This window comes from Novosphingobium acidiphilum DSM 19966 (assembly GCF_000429005.1).
In the GTDB taxonomy this organism is placed as follows: domain Bacteria; phylum Pseudomonadota; class Alphaproteobacteria; order Sphingomonadales; family Sphingomonadaceae; genus Novosphingobium; species Novosphingobium acidiphilum.
The window spans coordinates 19,233-33,593 of record NZ_KE386832.1 but is presented as its reverse complement, the minus strand read 5'-3'; the positions used below and the strand labels follow the sequence as shown (position 1 = coordinate 33,593).

The window sequence follows — 14,361 nt, the reverse complement described above, 5'->3', positions numbered from 1 at the left end:
ATCCAGACAGAGTGCAGCAGCCTTACCCATATGATCATCAAAACCCGCGCTAGAAGCTTGTAGAAAGCCTTCCTGAGAGCCTGTGGTGCATGATGATCGAAGCCTACGACAGACTTTGATCGACCGTTATGGGACCATGGCAAACGCTTAGATCATGCTCGTTGCCAATGTTGTTCCCTTCACCGGAATAGAATTGAACATGGGAATCCAAAAGGAGTATAAAATTGAAATCAAACGAAACTCTATCCGATGCCGAAAGTGGACCTTTGCCTGAGCAATGTGATTCCACTCAAACGAATGATCCCAATCCCTTCACCCGCTCCACTGACAGCATACAGAGCTGACGTTGGCTCCTCGCCGGTGGCGAGAGCGAGCAGGCTGGCCAGTTTTCCGAAGACCTCGATGTTGACACCACGCAAGCCGCCGTTCGGGATGATAACCACCCGATCGATCAGGCCGCGCACGATGGGGGCTGTTTGCCGCCGTGCTTCCTCGTCGGCGGTCCGGGCGCGGGCAAGCTCACGCACCTGCGCTAGTCCTCGGACATGCCCGGGGTACAGCATCGGAAATCACCCATGGCTGCGGATTTGGAGCACCTTCAGGCGATGGGTAACTTCCGTCGGCTGACAGGTCGGAATGCGACGCCCAGCTATGACGTCGTTCAAATCACCGGATCTGAGGACCCGCGATCCCCGGACTTTCGGATTTGGGCGAATGCATCATCAAAGGACGCGTCATGACCTATCAGAGCCTCAGCCCGTTTGATGGCAAACTCATCAAGGGCTTTCCCGACATTACCCAGGGCGAATACGAGAGCAAGCTTGCCAAGGCGCAGGCGTGTTATGAAACGTGGCGGCACACCAGCTATGGTGATCGCGCGGCGATCATTCACAAGGCATCGAAACTGTTGCACGAACAGGCTGATGCCTTTGCCCACACGATGACTCTGGAAATGGGCAAGCGCATTTCCGAAGCGCGCGGCGAAGTCGAATTCAGCGCGCGCATCCTCGAATATTATGCCAAACACGCCGAACGTTTCCTTGCCCCGGTGCATCTCGATCCGGTGCATGGCAAGGCGCATATGCAAAGCAGCCCGATCGGCGTGATTTTCGCGGTCGAACCCTGGAATTTCCCATATTATCAATTGGCTCGCGTCGCCGGCCCACATCTGATGGCGGGCAATACGCTGGTGGTCAAACACGCCGGCATCGTGCCGCAATGCGCACTGGCGTTCGAACACCTGCTGATCGAGGCCGGTGCGCCCGTCGGGCTCTACACCAATCTGTTCATTTCGCACGAACAGTCGGACCATGTCGTCGATGATCCGCGCATCAAGGGTGTGTGCCTGACCGGCAGCGTTGCCGCAGGACGCAGCATTGCCGCGGCCGCCGGCAAGGCGCTCAAGCCGTCGTCGATGGAACTGGGCGGCAGCGACGCGTTCATCGTGCTCGAAGACGCCGATCTCGACCTGACGATCCCGTGGGCCGTGTGGGGACGCATGTACAATTGCGGCCAGACCTGTTGCGCGGCCAAGCGCTTCATCGTGGTCGAAAGCGTGGCCGACGAATTCATCAAACGCTTCCAGACGGCGCTGAGCGAACTCAAAGCCGGGGACCCGATGGACGAGGCGACCACGCTCGGCCCGATGTCGAGCGAAGCGGCGCTGGTGCAATTGCTGGGTCAGGTCAAGCAAGCGGTCGCCAAAGGCGCGCGGCTGTTGCTTGGTGGCAAGCGCATCGATCGGCCCGGATCGTATATGGAACCATCGATCCTGACCGACATCAAGCCCGACAACCCCGCGTTTCGCGACGAATTCTTTGGACCGGTGGCGCTGTTTTTCCGGGTCAAGGACGAAGCGGCCGCAATCGCGCTGGCCAATGACTGCGACTTTGGCCTGGGCGGATCGGTGTGGACCCGGGACCATGATCGCGGTCACCGCGTCGCCAGCGCGGTCGAAACCGGCATGATGTTCATCAACAACATCGACTGGTCCGACCCCGAACTGCCGTTCGGCGGTATCAAGGATTCGGGTTACGGCCGCGAACTGGGCGACATGGGCATCCAGCAATTCGTCAACAAGAAGCTGGTGCGCTGCGTCCACGAAAAGGCGCCGGTCTGACCCTGCGGCGGGGGCGCCGATCGGCGCCCCCGCTTTCCTTGAACATCGGAAATTACCATGTACGTCAACGTCGCCGTGCTGCGCGAGACGCAGCCGCACGAGTGCCGCATTGCGCTCGTCCCCTCGGTCATACCCAAACTGATCAAGCTTGGCGCGCGACTGCATATGCAGGCCGGTGCCGGCCTTGCCATCCAGCTGGAAGACACCGCGTTCAAGGATGTCGTGATCATGCCGGACCGCCTGGCCATGGTGCGGGACGCGGATGTCGTGCTGGCAGTCCAGCCACCCGCGCTCGAAGTGATCGACGCGATGCAGCCCGGGGCAATTCTGGTCAGCTTCATCTATGCCGCCAACGAGCCCGATCTGGTCAAGCACTTGCTGGCACGGCGGATCACCTGTTTCGCGATGGAGCGCGTGCCGCGCATTTCGCGCGCGCAATCGATGGATGCGCTGTCGAGCCAGTCGGCGCTCGCCGGCTATTACGCGGTGGCGCTCGGCATGACGCACATGACCGGCGTGCTGCCCAAGATCACCTCGGCTGCGGGTGTGATCGGCCCTGCCAAAGTGCTGGTCATGGGGTTGGGCGTTGCCGGGCTGGAGGCGATTGCCACGGCGCAGCGGCTGGGTGCCGTGGTCGAAGGCTATGACGTGCGCCCCGCCACGCGCGAACAGGCGCAATCGCTGGGCGCGACCTTTGTCGACACCGGCGTCGATGCCACCGGCAAAGGCGGCTATGCCCGCGCGCTGACGGCAGAGGAACAGACCAAAGTCGATGCCGCGCTGACCCGGCATATCCAGGCCAGCGACCTGATCATCACCACCGCCGCCATCCCCGGCAAGCCATCGCCCAAACTGATCAGTGCTGCGCAAGTGGCCGGCATGAAAGCCGGCGCGGTGATCGTCGACCTGTCGGCCGAAGGCGGCGGTAATTGCATCGATACCGTGCCGGGCAAGACCGCTGCTGTCGGCGGCGTGACCATCGTTGCACCGCTCAACGTGCCGTCGCTGCTCGGCCGCGACGCCAGCGAGCTTTATGCCAAGAACCAATATGCGCTGCTCGCGCTGATGCTGGCCAACAACGTCATCACCATCGACTGGACCGACGAAGTGATCGCCAGGACCGCGCTGACCCATGACGGCAAGCTGTGTGACGTCGCGCCGGCCAAAAAGCCTGCCGATGCCGCTGCTGCCTGACACCGAACGGAACATCATCATGTCTTTCGCCATCATCATGACCGGGTTTGTGGCCCTGTACATCTTCATGCTGGCCGGCTTTGCCGGGTGGGTGATCATCGGCAATGTGCCTGCGATCCTGCACACGCCGCTGATGTCGGGATCGAATTTCGTGCACGGCATCGTCGTGGTCGGCGGGCTTTACGCGCTGTTCAACGCAGTGACGCCGCAGGAACAGGGCATCGGCTTTTTCGCCGTGCTGTTGGGCGCAGGCAATGCCGCCGGTGGCTATGCCGTGACCGACCGCATGCTGGCCATGTTCAAATCCAGCGACGCCAAACCCGCGCACCGCCATGCCACGGTTCATCGCATCAAAAAAGGCTGACCTGTCATGCTCATCCTGCTCTCGCAAATCGTCATCGGCTCCGCCGATCTGGCCGCCGCCTTTCTGTTCCTGTTCGGGCTGAAGCGGATGTCTTCGCCGGCCACCGCGCCATCGGGTATCCGCGTTGCCGGGCTGGGCATGGTCGCCGCCGTGCTGGCCAGCTTTTTCTATCTGGCCACGGTCAGTCCTGCCGCACAACCGCACCTGGTGACCAATCTTGCACTCGCGATCGTCGCGCTGGCGGTCGGCGGTGTGGGCGCGTGGTATGTCGGACGCACTGTCGCGATGACCGCGATGCCGCAAATGGTGGCGATCTATAACGGCATGGGCGGCGGCGCGGCGGGGGCGATCGCCGCGGTCGAGCTGTTCGGCGGCCACACGCCAGGGCCGACCGAGCTGGTGGTGACGCTGCTGGGCGGCCTGATCGGCGCGATCTCGCTGTCGGGATCGGTGATCGCCTGGGCCAAGCTCGATGGCGTGCTCAAGGCACCGTGGCGTATTACTGGGCAGCAATATGTAAACGGCGTGGTGTTTGCCGCGTCGCTGGTCGCGGCGGGGCTGGTCGTGGCATCGACGCTGGGCATGGGCGGGCTGATGCTGACCACGCCGCAATGGATCTGGGTGTTCTTTGCCTGCGCGCTGGTGTTCGGGGTGCTGATGACGCTGCCGATCGGCGGGGCCGACATGCCGGTGGTGATCTCGATCTACAACGCCTTCACCGGGCTCGCGGTCGGGCTCGAAGGGTTTGTGCTGCAAAACCCGGCGCTGATGATCGCCGGCATGGTGGTCGGCGCGGCCGGCCTGCTGCTGACGGTGATCATGGCCAAGGCGATGAATCGCTCGATCGCCAATGTGCTGTTCACCAATTTCGGCACCGTGGCCAAAGCCAGAGCCGGCGCGATTACCGGCACCGAACGCCCGACCGATGCCGCAGATGCGGCGATCAAGATGCGCTATGCCGAAAAGGTCATCATCATCCCGGGGTATGGCCTTGCCGCCGCGCATGCCCAGCAAAAGCTGTTTGAATTCGTGAAATTGCTGCAGGCGGCGAAAGTCTCGGTGCGGTTTGCGATCCACCCGGTTGCCGGCCGGATGCCGGGCCAGATGGACGTGCTGCTGGCCGAGGCGGGCGTGCCCTATGACATGATCTTTCAGCTCGACGACATCAACGACGACTTTGCCACCACCGATGTCGCGCTGGTGATCGGCGCCAACGACGTGGTCAACCCGGCGGCGCGCAGCGACAAGGCCTCGCCCATTTACGGCATGCCGATACTCAACGCCGACAAGGCAGCGCAAGTCTACGTGATCAAGCGCGGCCAGGGCCAAGGCTATTCCGGCATCGTCAACGCGCTGTTTTACGAGCCCTGTTGCAACATGGTCTATGGCGACGCCCAGGCCGTGCTGATCAAGATGATCGAGGCCATTCGCGGTCTCGGCGCTGCTGCTGCCTGAGCAATCCGCTCCACCCCCAGAGGACATCAACCATGTTGCCCAAAACCATGCATGCCGCCGTTGTCACGGCGTTCAAACAGCCGCTGCAATTGCAGGAATGGGCGGTACCGCGGCCCGGGCCCGGCCAGATCCTGGTCAAGACCGAGGCCTGCGGCGTGTGCCACACCGATCTGCATGCCGCCAACGGCGACTGGCCGTTGAAACCCGCGCCCCCGTTCATCCCCGGGCACGAAGCCATCGGCATCGTGGTGGCGCTGGGCGCCGGGGTAACGACCGTGAAAGAGGGCGACCGCGTCGGCGTGCCGTGGCTCTATTCGGCCTGCGGGCATTGCGAATATTGCCTGTCGGCGTGGGAAACCGTGTGCGATCAGGCTCAATTCGGCGGGTACACGCAGAATGGCGGGTTTGCCGAATATCTGCTCGCCGATCCCGATTATGTGGCGCGCATCCCGGCCGGGCTGGGCGCCAAGGAAGCCGCGCCGCTGATCTGCGCCGGGGTGACCACGTACAAGGGCATCAAGGAAACCGAGGCGCGGCCCGGCGAATGGATCGCCATATCGGGCTGCGGCGGGCTGGGCCACCTGGCCATCCAGTATGCCAAGGCGATGGGCCTGCTGGTGTGCGGGGTCGACATCGATGACGGCAAGCTCGATCATGCCAGACGGCTCGGCGCCGATCTGGTGATCAATGCCTCGACGCAGGATCCCGCCGACGTGCTTGCGCACGAAACCGGCGGCGGCGCGCACGGCGTGCTGATCACCGCGCCGTCGCTTCCGGCGTTCAAGCAGGGCGTCGCGATGACTCGCAAACGCGGGACTTGCGCGCTGGTCGGCCTGCCGCCGGGCAGCTTTCCGCTCGACATCTTCAATCTGGTGGCCGGCGCCATCACGGTGCGCGGATCGTTTGTCGGCACGCGCCAGGACATGGCTGAATGTCTGGACTTTGCGGCACGCGGCAAAGTGCGGGCAGATATCGAGTTGCAGCCATTGACCGCGATCAACCGCGTATTCGAACGGCTGGCGCATGGCGATGTGCCGTCGCGCGTGGTGCTCGACTTTGCCGATCCGCCGGCGGCCGTTGCGGCCGACAGCCACCCCGATCACGCGCTGGTGCAACAGGTCAGCGCCTGAGGCGGTCGACCGGGCGCCGTTCCAAATGTCGCCCGCCGGCGTGTCGGTTCGTTCTGCGCTGGCCCGCGTGCGTAAATTCCGTCCCTCACCACGCTGTGCGCCCACCGGGTATTCCCAAGGCTCATAAACCCCATCAGGAGTGCCAGACATGCCCAGCGGGCGCACAGAACGCGATCTTGCGCCCGGGCGCACCCTGGTGGTGCGTGACCACGCGCTGCCCACGCTCGACCCGATCGAGGCGGCGCGGATCGATGCGTGGTGGCGGGCCGCGAATTACCTTTCGGTCGGGCAAATCTATTTGCGTGCCAATCCGTTGCTGCGCACGCCGCTGCTGCTGCAACACGTCAAGCCGATCGTGGTCGGCCACTGGGGCACCACCCCCGGGCAGACGTTTATCTATGCCCATTTGAACCGCGTGATCGTCGCCAACGATCTGGACATGATCTATATTTCCGGGCCCGGTCACGGCGGTCCGGCGATCGTCGGCAGCGTCTATCTTGAAGGAAGCTGGACCGAAATCTATCCCGAGGTGACGCGCGACCTGGCCGGACTGGAACGGCTGTTCACGCAGTTTTCGTATCCCGGCGGCATATCGAGCCACGTCGCGCCAACCACGCCGGGATCGATCCACGAAGGCGGCGAACTGGGCTATTCGTTGTCGCATGCGTTCGGCGCGGCGTTCGACAATCCCGACCTGATCGTGGCCTGCGTGATCGGCGATGGCGAAGCGGAAACGGGGCCGCTGGCCACTGCGTGGCATTCCAACAAGTTTCTCGATCCCGCCGCAGACGGCGCGGTGCTGCCGATCCTGCACCTCAATGGCTTCAAGATCAGCAACCCCACGCTGCTGGCGCGCATCGATCCCGCCGATCTGGCAAGCCTTCTGACCGGGTATGGCTGGGCTCCGCTGTTTGTCGAAGGCGACGATCCGGCCACGATGCATGAACTGATGGCACGCGCAATGGACACCGCCATCGCCATGATCGGCCAGATCCAGCACGCCGCACGCACCGTTCCGGCGCGTGAGGGTGAACCTGCGCCACTGCCCCGCTGGCCGATGATCGTGCTGCGTTCACCCAAAGGCTGGACCGGGCCGATCACCGTCGACGGGGTGGCGATCGAAGGGACCTGCCGTTCGCATCAGGTGCCGATCCAGGTCGATGCGGCGCATCCTGGCCATATCGCCCTGCTCGAGGCGTGGATGCACAGCTATCACCCCGAAACACTGTTCGATGAAGCGGGCCGGCTGTTGCCGGATATTGCCGCGCTGGCGCCCACCGGCAACCGGCGCATGGGCATGAACCCGCACGCGAACGGCGGATTGCTGTTGCACGACTTGCGCCTGCCCGATCTGCGCGACCATGCGGTTGCCGTGACGGCGCCGGGCGCAAACACCGCAGCGGACATGCGCGTGCTGGGCACGTTTGTGCGCGATGTGATCGAACTGAACCGCGCTTCGGCCAATTTTCGTCTGTTCGGGCCCGATGAAACGGCATCGAACATGCTCGATGCGGTGTTCGACGTGACCAACCGGCAGTGGGAAGCGCCGATCGCAGCGCATGACCAGTCGCTTGCCCCCAGCGGACGCGTGCTCGATGCCATGCTGTCCGAACACCAGTGCGAAGGCTGGCTCGAAGGCTATCTGCTGACCGGCCGGCACGGGCTGTTCGCCAGCTATGAAGCGTTTGTGCGGATCGTCGATTCGATGGCCAGCCAACATGCCAAGTGGCTGAAGGTAACGGCGGAACTGCCCTGGCGTAAATCGGTCGCCTCGCTCAACATCGTGCTGGCTTCGCATGTCTGGCAACAGGATCATAACGGATTTACCCATCAGGACCCCGGCTTTCTCGACCATATCCTGTCGAAAAAGCCATCGATCGTGCGCGCCTATCTGCCGCCCGACGGCAATTGCCTGCTGGCCGTCGCCGATCACTGCCTGCGCAGCCGGCACCGGATCAACGTGATCGTCGCGGGCAAGCACGCCATGCCGCAATGGCTGTCGATCGAGGCCGCAATCGCGCATTGCGCACAAGGTATCGGCATCTGGAAATGGGCCAGCAGCGATGGCGACAGCGACGCCGGGCCCGATCTGGTCATGGCCTGTTGCGGCGATACCCCCACGCTCGAAACGCTGGCCGCGGTCACGATCCTGCGCGCGCATCTGCCCCATTTGCGCGTGCGGGTGATCAACGTGATCGATCTGACCACGCTCCACACGCCCGACGAACACCCGCGCGGGCTGCGCGACAGTGATTACGATGCGTTGTTCACGCGCGACCGGCCCATCATCTTTGCCTTTCACGGCTATCGCGGACTGGTGCACCAGCTTGTGCACGGCCGTGCCAACCGCACGATGTCGGTCCACGGCTATCGCGAAGAAGGCACCATCACCACCCCGTTCGACATCCGCGTGCAAAACCGCATCGACCGGTTCAATCTGGTCATCGATGCCGTCACCCACTTGCCCGAAACCGGCAGTCGCGGCGCCTGGCTGGTGCAGACCATGCGCGACCGCCTGGCCGCGCACGCCCGCTATATCGTAACAGAGGGGAAGGACTTGCCCGAGATTGTGGATTGGCGGTGGAGCGATGCGGCATCCGTCACGCTGGCGGATCACCACGCCTTGCTGTGACATGGTCACGCCGGGGCCTGCGCCAGTCCGCTGAGGCGGGCAAGGTCGAGCCCCAGTGCCGCAGCGAAGGCTTCAAGCTGTCGATGTGTCGCCAGATCCAGCCGACCCATGTGTTCGTTGCTGGCATCGAACATCGCCGCGCGATCGGCCTCTTGCGCGGCGCGAACGGCCGCTTCGAGATTGGCGTAGACCTCGGCCGCGTTGGCCAGATAGGCCGGAAACCGGCAAAAATGCACCATCGCCGCGGCCTCGGTCAGCGACTGGATCGGAAACGCCGTCAACATCCGTTCAGTCGCAAACAACGCATGGCTGGCCGAAACCCGCGTGACGCGTCCGCGCCAGGTTTTATCGATCAACAACACGTGCAAGTCATGGATCTGCGTCGCGGCCAGGATCGCCAGGTTCAAGGCGGCGGTGCGCGTCGCCAGCTCGGTACGGGCGTCCTTGACGATGATGGCGCCCTCCGCCCGTTCCTCGCGCCGCCGGGCCGCCCGGCTTTCTCGCGCGGCAACCCAGCCGGAACCGATCACCGCCGCGATCGCACCCAGCGCTTCGACCCAGGCGGCGGCCTGCGACCAGGCGGATTCCCTGTATGGCATAATTGATCCCCCGCGATCAGGCCGCGGATCGCACGTGTATTGAAGCAGTGACGAGGTTCGCGGTCGAACCACAGCGCCGGAATATACGCAGCAGGTGATTTCCGTCCCTGCTGCGCAGCGTGGGAGTGCCTAGGGTCGTGCGGTCTGCGGTGCGCCGATCCGCGACAGGCAACCCTTCCCATCGGCCATCAGGAACCGCCATGTCTGCAGACCGTCAGCTTCAGGAAGCCGTGCTCGCCGAATTTCTGTGGGAGCCCAGCGTCAACGCAGCACATATCGGAGTGACCGCCAGCCAAGGCATCGTCACGCTGACCGGGATTGCGCCCGATTATCTGTCCAAGATTGCGGCCGAACGGGCGGCCATGCGCGTGCGTGGCGTAAAGGCGGTGGTTCTGGATGTTACGGTGGTGCTGCCCGATACGACCAACGCCGACGATCAGGCCATCGCGCGCGCCGCACTCGACCGGCTGGCCTGGGAAATCAACGTGCCCGGCGATGTCATCCAGGTCGAAGTCGAACATGGCTGGATCACGCTGACCGGAACGGTCGAATGGTATTTCCAGAAAGACGCTGCCCAATCCGCGGTTCACGGCTTGCGCGGGGTGATCGGGGTTACCAATCAGATCGTGCTGAAACCGCATGTCAATCTGCGGGACATCAGCCACGACATCGGCAAAGCGCTGCATCGGTCATGGTTCGACCCATCGACCATCAAGGTCACCGCCGATGGCGGCAAGGTCACGCTGCGGGGCACGGTGCACACCCTGGCCGACAAATGGAAGGCATCGACCACGGCCTGGGGTTCGCCGGGGATCACCGAAATCGAAAACGATCTGGTCGTGGTCGACTGAGCGCGGCGCGCGCCCTCTGGCAGGGGCCAGAGGGGGCGGGTGGCGCAATTGTTACGCCATCATCCGATCAAAGCGAGACCGGCCGCCACCGCTTTCTTGTCCGACGTTTGCGAGATATCGATCTTTTCGCTGGCGATAATGCGCGCGGCCAGCGTCGGGTCATGCCGTTTGACGTATTCCACCGTGTATTCGCCCGCGCTGCTGCGTCCCTTGCCGTCACTGAGCACAACCACGCGCTCTGCCGCGCCCAGTTCGTCTGCGATGCGATGATACCAGCCGTCGTCTTCGGATGCGCGGCCGCCATCGTGATCGTCATCGCCCTGTTTGTGGTCGACCCGGCAACGCGATCCGTCGCCACCATGGCGCGGGGTGGCGGTGCCCAGATGGTTGAGCAGCGACAGCACATCGTGCCATTCGATGGTGTGCGGCGCCGGATGGCTGAAAATGGCGGTCAGGGTCTTGCGGTGATGGCCGTTGAGATCGGGCGTTGTCATGGTCGTGTTTTCCAATCGATGCGATAGTTCAGGGAACGAGTACCGCGGCGCCCTCGAACCGGCCGGCGCGCAAATCGGCCAGCGCCTGGTTGGCCTGATCCAGGCGATAGCGGGTGACCGTGGTGACGATGCCGATCTGCGCGGCGAGCTTCAGGAATTCGAGGCCGTCCTGGCGGGTCAGGTTGGCCACCGACACCAGTTGGCGTTCTTCCCACAGGACATCATAGGGGAACGCGGGAATATCGCTCATGTGGATGCCGGCGCACACCACCCGGCCGCCCTTGTCGATCGCCCGGAGCGCACAAGGTACCAGATCGCCGACCGTGGCAAAAATGATTGCCGCATCAAGCGCGACCGGGGGCGCCTCGTCCGAACCGCCCGCCCATATCGCGCCCAGGCTGCGCGCAAAGGCCTGTGCGGTGTGGTCGCCGGGCCGGGTAAAGGCATAGACTTCGCGCCCTTGCCAGCGCGCGACTTGCGTCAGGATGTGCGCCGCCGCGCCAAAGCCATAGAGGCCCAGATGTTTGCCCTCGCCCGCCAGTTTCAAGGCACGCCAGCCGATCAGCCCGGCACACAGCAACGGCGCCAGGTCAACGGCGTCGCCGGTTTCGCCCAATGGAAAGGCAAAGCGCGCATCCGCGATCGTGGAGGTCGCAAACCCGCCGTCGCGCGTATAGCCGGTGAACAGCGGCGCATCGCACAAATTTTCGCGCCCGCTGCGACAGAACCGGCAGACCCCGCAGGTATGACCGAGCCAAGGTATCCCGACACGATCGCCGACCGCCAGCCCGTCAACCCCCGACCCGACTGCATCGATCCGCCCGATCACTTCATGCCCCGGCACGATCGGCGAATTGGGGTGGGGCAGTTCGCCATCGACCACGTGCAGATCGGTGCGGCAGACGCCGCACGCCAGCACCTGCACCCGGATTTCACCATGGCCCGGCAGGCGATCGGGCAGATCGGTCCACACCAATGGCGTGCGCGCGTGATTCAGGATCATCGCTTTCACTCGGCGGTTCCTTTTATGCTGTGCCCGAACGATCGCCCTTGGCCCGCATGACCGCTATCGCCCGCACCGCCGGGCGGCAGGATCGGAATCTACCCACACTTCGTGAATCGGCATGACATGATCGGGCGCTTGCGCCAGCGTGCGCCGGGTCGGACTTGCGCGCCCGGGGAGATCACACCATGACCGGGGCCATCCTGACGCTCAACGCCGGATCGTCGAGCCTTAAGTTCGCGCTGTTCGATGCTGCGCTCGCGCCGGTGCTGCGCGGCGAAGTCGAACATCTCGACAGCATCCCGCACATGGCCGCAGACGATGGCGCAGGCACCGCGCTGGCCACCCCGCCGTGGTCGCGCATCCCCGCAACGTTTGCCACGATCGTCTCCGACCTGCTGGCGCTGGTCCACGATCGGGCAGGATCTGGTGGGCTGGCCGCGGCGGGGCACCGGATTGTCCACGGCGGCATGGATCATGTCGCGCCGGCGCGGATCACCCCCGGACTGATGACCGATCTGCACGCCCTGACTGCGCTCGATCCGCTGCATATGCCGCACAATCTGGCGCCGGCGGCTGCAATTTCCGACATGATGCCGGATCTGCCGCAGGTCGCCTGTTTCGACACCGCGTTCCATCACACCATGCCCACCCGTGCGCAGACCATCCCGCTGCCCCGCGCGATCAGGGACGCGGGCGTGCGGCGGTACGGATTTCACGGGCTGTCCTACGAATATATCGCGGCAAGGCTGGCGCACGAGGCGCCGGAACTGGCGCGCGGCCGAGTGGTCGTCGCGCATTTGGGCGCCGGGGCCAGCCTGTGCGCAATGCGCGGCGGGGCCAGTGTGGCGACCACCATGGGCTTCAGCACGCTGGACGGCCTGATCATGGCGACCCGCTGCGGATCGATCGATCCGGGCGTGATCCTGTACCTCGTCCGGCAGGGTTACGCCGTCGCACAGATCGAGGACATGCTGTACCACCAGTCGGGCCTGCTGGCATTGTCGGAGATCAGCGGCGACATGCGCGTGCTGCTGGACAGCCCGGATGCCCGCGCCGCTGTGGCCATCGACCAATTCACCTATCGCATCGCGACCGAGGTGGCCGGCTTGGCCGGCGCGCTTGGCGGCATCGACGGTCTGGTGTTTACAGCCGGCATCGGCGAACGGTCCGCACCGATCCGGGCGTCAATCTGTGCCCGGCTGGCATGGTTGGGCCTGCGGATCGATGCCGATGCCAACGCGTCGGGCAAGTCGAACATTGCCGGCACCGGCAGCCCTGTCGCGATCCGCGTGATCGCGACGGATGAAGCAGCCATGATAGCCCGCCACACCCGTGACATGTGCGCCAGTTCGCCGTAAGGTCTGGTCACCAGCGACGATCCAGGGTGTTCCCCGTCGCTCTGCAGGATCGGTTAACCCGCAAAGGGGAATACACATACCGCGCGGCCGCTTTGCGCGGAGCTTCGCGGCTTGCCCCGCGCGTAACCTTTCCGGTCAATCGCCGCGTTCCAGTGCGGCAACGATATGCTGGGCAAGACGGTGCGCGGTTTCGGGCAGGCCTGGCGCTTCGATCAGGGCGATTTCGGTGTCGTAAAGCGGAGGCAGATCGGGATCGCTGGAAATTGCGGTCAGATAGGGTGGCACCATTTCGCGGGGCAGTACGGTGATGCCAAGCCCGGCGTTGACGGCTGAACGTGCACCAGCAAGGCTGGTTGACGTATAGGCTGCGCGCCATTTGCGGCCGACCGCGTCCAGCGCATCGGTCGCGCGCTTGCGATAAACGCACGGTTCCGGTGACACCACCAGGGGCACGCACCCCAGATCGGCAACCGCGCGCTCATCGCGCGCGACCCAGACCAGCGGTTCACGCCAGACGCGCATGCCTTCCAGCGGTTGCGTCGGCTCGCGCTTGACAAGCACGAGGTCAAATCCGCCTGCGTGGAACGTGTCGAGCAGATTGAGGGTCAGATCGCAGGTGACTTCGAGTTCGACCAGCGGATGTGCCTTGGCAAAGGCAGCCAGCACGGCCGGAAGGTGCGCGGTGGCAAAATCTTCGGGCACCCCCAGCCGCACGCGTCCGGTCATGGCGGGTTCAAACAATTCGGCAATGGCCGTATCGTTCAGCCGCAGCAACTGTCGCGCCGGCCCGAGCAGACGTTCCCCTTCGGGGGTCAGGCTGAGTGAGCGCGGCGTGCGGGCAAACACGGCCCGACCGATCTGGTCTTCCAGCCGTTTGACCTGGAGGCTGATGGTCGACTGGGTGCGCCCCAACCGCTCGCCCGCGCGGGTAAAGCTGCCCGTTTCGGCAATCGTGACGAAACAGCGCAGAAGGTCGAGGTCGAGTGTGCGGATGCCGGGCATGGCAGCAGATCACACCCGAATCATGTCATTTGTCAATGATTGACATTTCAACTTCTCGTTTCACCAATGATGACCGCCACGTCATGACCCCGTCAGCGAAAGGGGTTGTTCATGCCGGATGCCATGCCAAAATCGACTTCGGCACGAGGCCAGCATG

At 64.1% G+C, this 14,361-nt stretch carries 13 protein-coding genes; 8 read left to right on the top strand and 5 right to left on the bottom strand.

The window, feature by feature from the left end:
* Positions 1–242: 242 nt before the first annotated feature.
* Positions 243–527, bottom strand: coding sequence for a hypothetical protein (locus tag G404_RS0117520; RefSeq protein ID WP_156906393.1), 285 nt, complete (start codon positions 525–527; stop codon positions 243–245).
* Between the two features lie 209 nt (positions 528–736).
* Between G404_RS0117520 and G404_RS0117515 the strand changes: the two genes are divergently transcribed.
* From G404_RS0117515 to G404_RS0117490, 6 genes are all read left to right on the top strand, one after another.
* A complete protein-coding gene (locus G404_RS0117515; RefSeq protein ID WP_028642190.1) occupies positions 737–2,119 on the top strand; it encodes an NAD-dependent succinate-semialdehyde dehydrogenase in 1,383 nt (460 codons plus the stop codon).
* A 57-nt stretch (positions 2,120–2,176) separates the two neighbouring features.
* Positions 2,177–3,313, top strand: coding sequence for an NAD(P) transhydrogenase subunit alpha (locus G404_RS0117510; protein ID WP_028642189.1), 1,137 nt, complete (start codon positions 2,177–2,179; stop codon positions 3,311–3,313).
* Between the two features lie 19 nt (positions 3,314–3,332).
* Positions 3,333–3,677: an NAD(P) transhydrogenase subunit alpha part 2 gene (locus G404_RS0117505; RefSeq protein WP_028642188.1), complete on the top strand. Its 345-nt coding sequence runs from the start codon at positions 3,333–3,335 to the stop codon at positions 3,675–3,677.
* 6 nt (positions 3,678–3,683) lie between these two features.
* Positions 3,684–5,132 carry an NAD(P)(+) transhydrogenase (Re/Si-specific) subunit beta gene (locus G404_RS0117500; protein ID WP_028642187.1) on the top strand — a complete coding sequence of 483 codons (1,449 nt, stop codon included), beginning with the start codon at positions 3,684–3,686 and terminating at the stop codon, positions 5,130–5,132.
* 35 nt (positions 5,133–5,167) lie between these two features.
* Complete coding sequence (locus G404_RS19700) at positions 5,168–6,262, top strand: zinc-dependent alcohol dehydrogenase (protein WP_156906395.1); 1,095 nt, start codon at positions 5,168–5,170, stop codon at positions 6,260–6,262.
* Between the two features lie 148 nt (positions 6,263–6,410).
* Positions 6,411–8,894 carry a phosphoketolase family protein gene (locus tag G404_RS0117490; RefSeq protein WP_084601490.1) on the top strand — a complete coding sequence of 828 codons (2,484 nt, stop codon included), beginning with the start codon at positions 6,411–6,413 and terminating at the stop codon, positions 8,892–8,894.
* A 5-nt stretch (positions 8,895–8,899) separates the two neighbouring features.
* Here G404_RS0117490 and G404_RS0117485 read toward each other — a convergent pair whose 3' ends face one another.
* Complete coding sequence (locus G404_RS0117485) at positions 8,900–9,493, bottom strand: hypothetical protein (RefSeq protein ID WP_028642185.1); 594 nt, start codon at positions 9,491–9,493, stop codon at positions 8,900–8,902.
* A 200-nt stretch (positions 9,494–9,693) separates the two neighbouring features.
* On the opposite strand from G404_RS0117485, the gene G404_RS0117480 reads away from it, so the two are divergent.
* Entirely contained in the window at positions 9,694–10,344 is a 651-nt protein-coding gene (locus G404_RS0117480) for a BON domain-containing protein (protein ID WP_028642184.1), read from the top strand.
* A gap of 59 nt (positions 10,345–10,403) precedes the next feature.
* Here G404_RS0117480 and G404_RS19695 read toward each other — a convergent pair whose 3' ends face one another.
* Together G404_RS19695 and G404_RS0117470 are read right to left on the bottom strand one after the other, a co-directional pair.
* Positions 10,404–10,838 (bottom strand): hypothetical protein, encoded by a 435-nt coding sequence (locus G404_RS19695; protein WP_036522023.1) that lies wholly within the window; start codon positions 10,836–10,838, stop codon positions 10,404–10,406.
* A gap of 28 nt (positions 10,839–10,866) precedes the next feature.
* Entirely contained in the window at positions 10,867–11,850 is a 984-nt protein-coding gene (locus tag G404_RS0117470; protein WP_028642183.1) for a zinc-dependent alcohol dehydrogenase family protein, read from the bottom strand.
* 179 nt (positions 11,851–12,029) lie between these two features.
* Here G404_RS0117470 and G404_RS0117465 point away from each other — a divergent pair, with 179 nt between their 5' ends.
* Positions 12,030–13,202 carry an acetate/propionate family kinase gene (locus G404_RS0117465; protein WP_028642182.1) on the top strand — a complete coding sequence of 391 codons (1,173 nt, stop codon included), beginning with the start codon at positions 12,030–12,032 and terminating at the stop codon, positions 13,200–13,202.
* Between the two features lie 135 nt (positions 13,203–13,337).
* On the opposite strand, the gene G404_RS0117460 is transcribed toward G404_RS0117465, so the two are convergent.
* Positions 13,338–14,204, bottom strand: a complete 867-nt coding sequence (locus tag G404_RS0117460; RefSeq protein WP_028642181.1) for a LysR substrate-binding domain-containing protein — start codon at positions 14,202–14,204, stop codon at positions 13,338–13,340.
* Positions 14,205–14,361 lie beyond the last annotated feature (157 nt).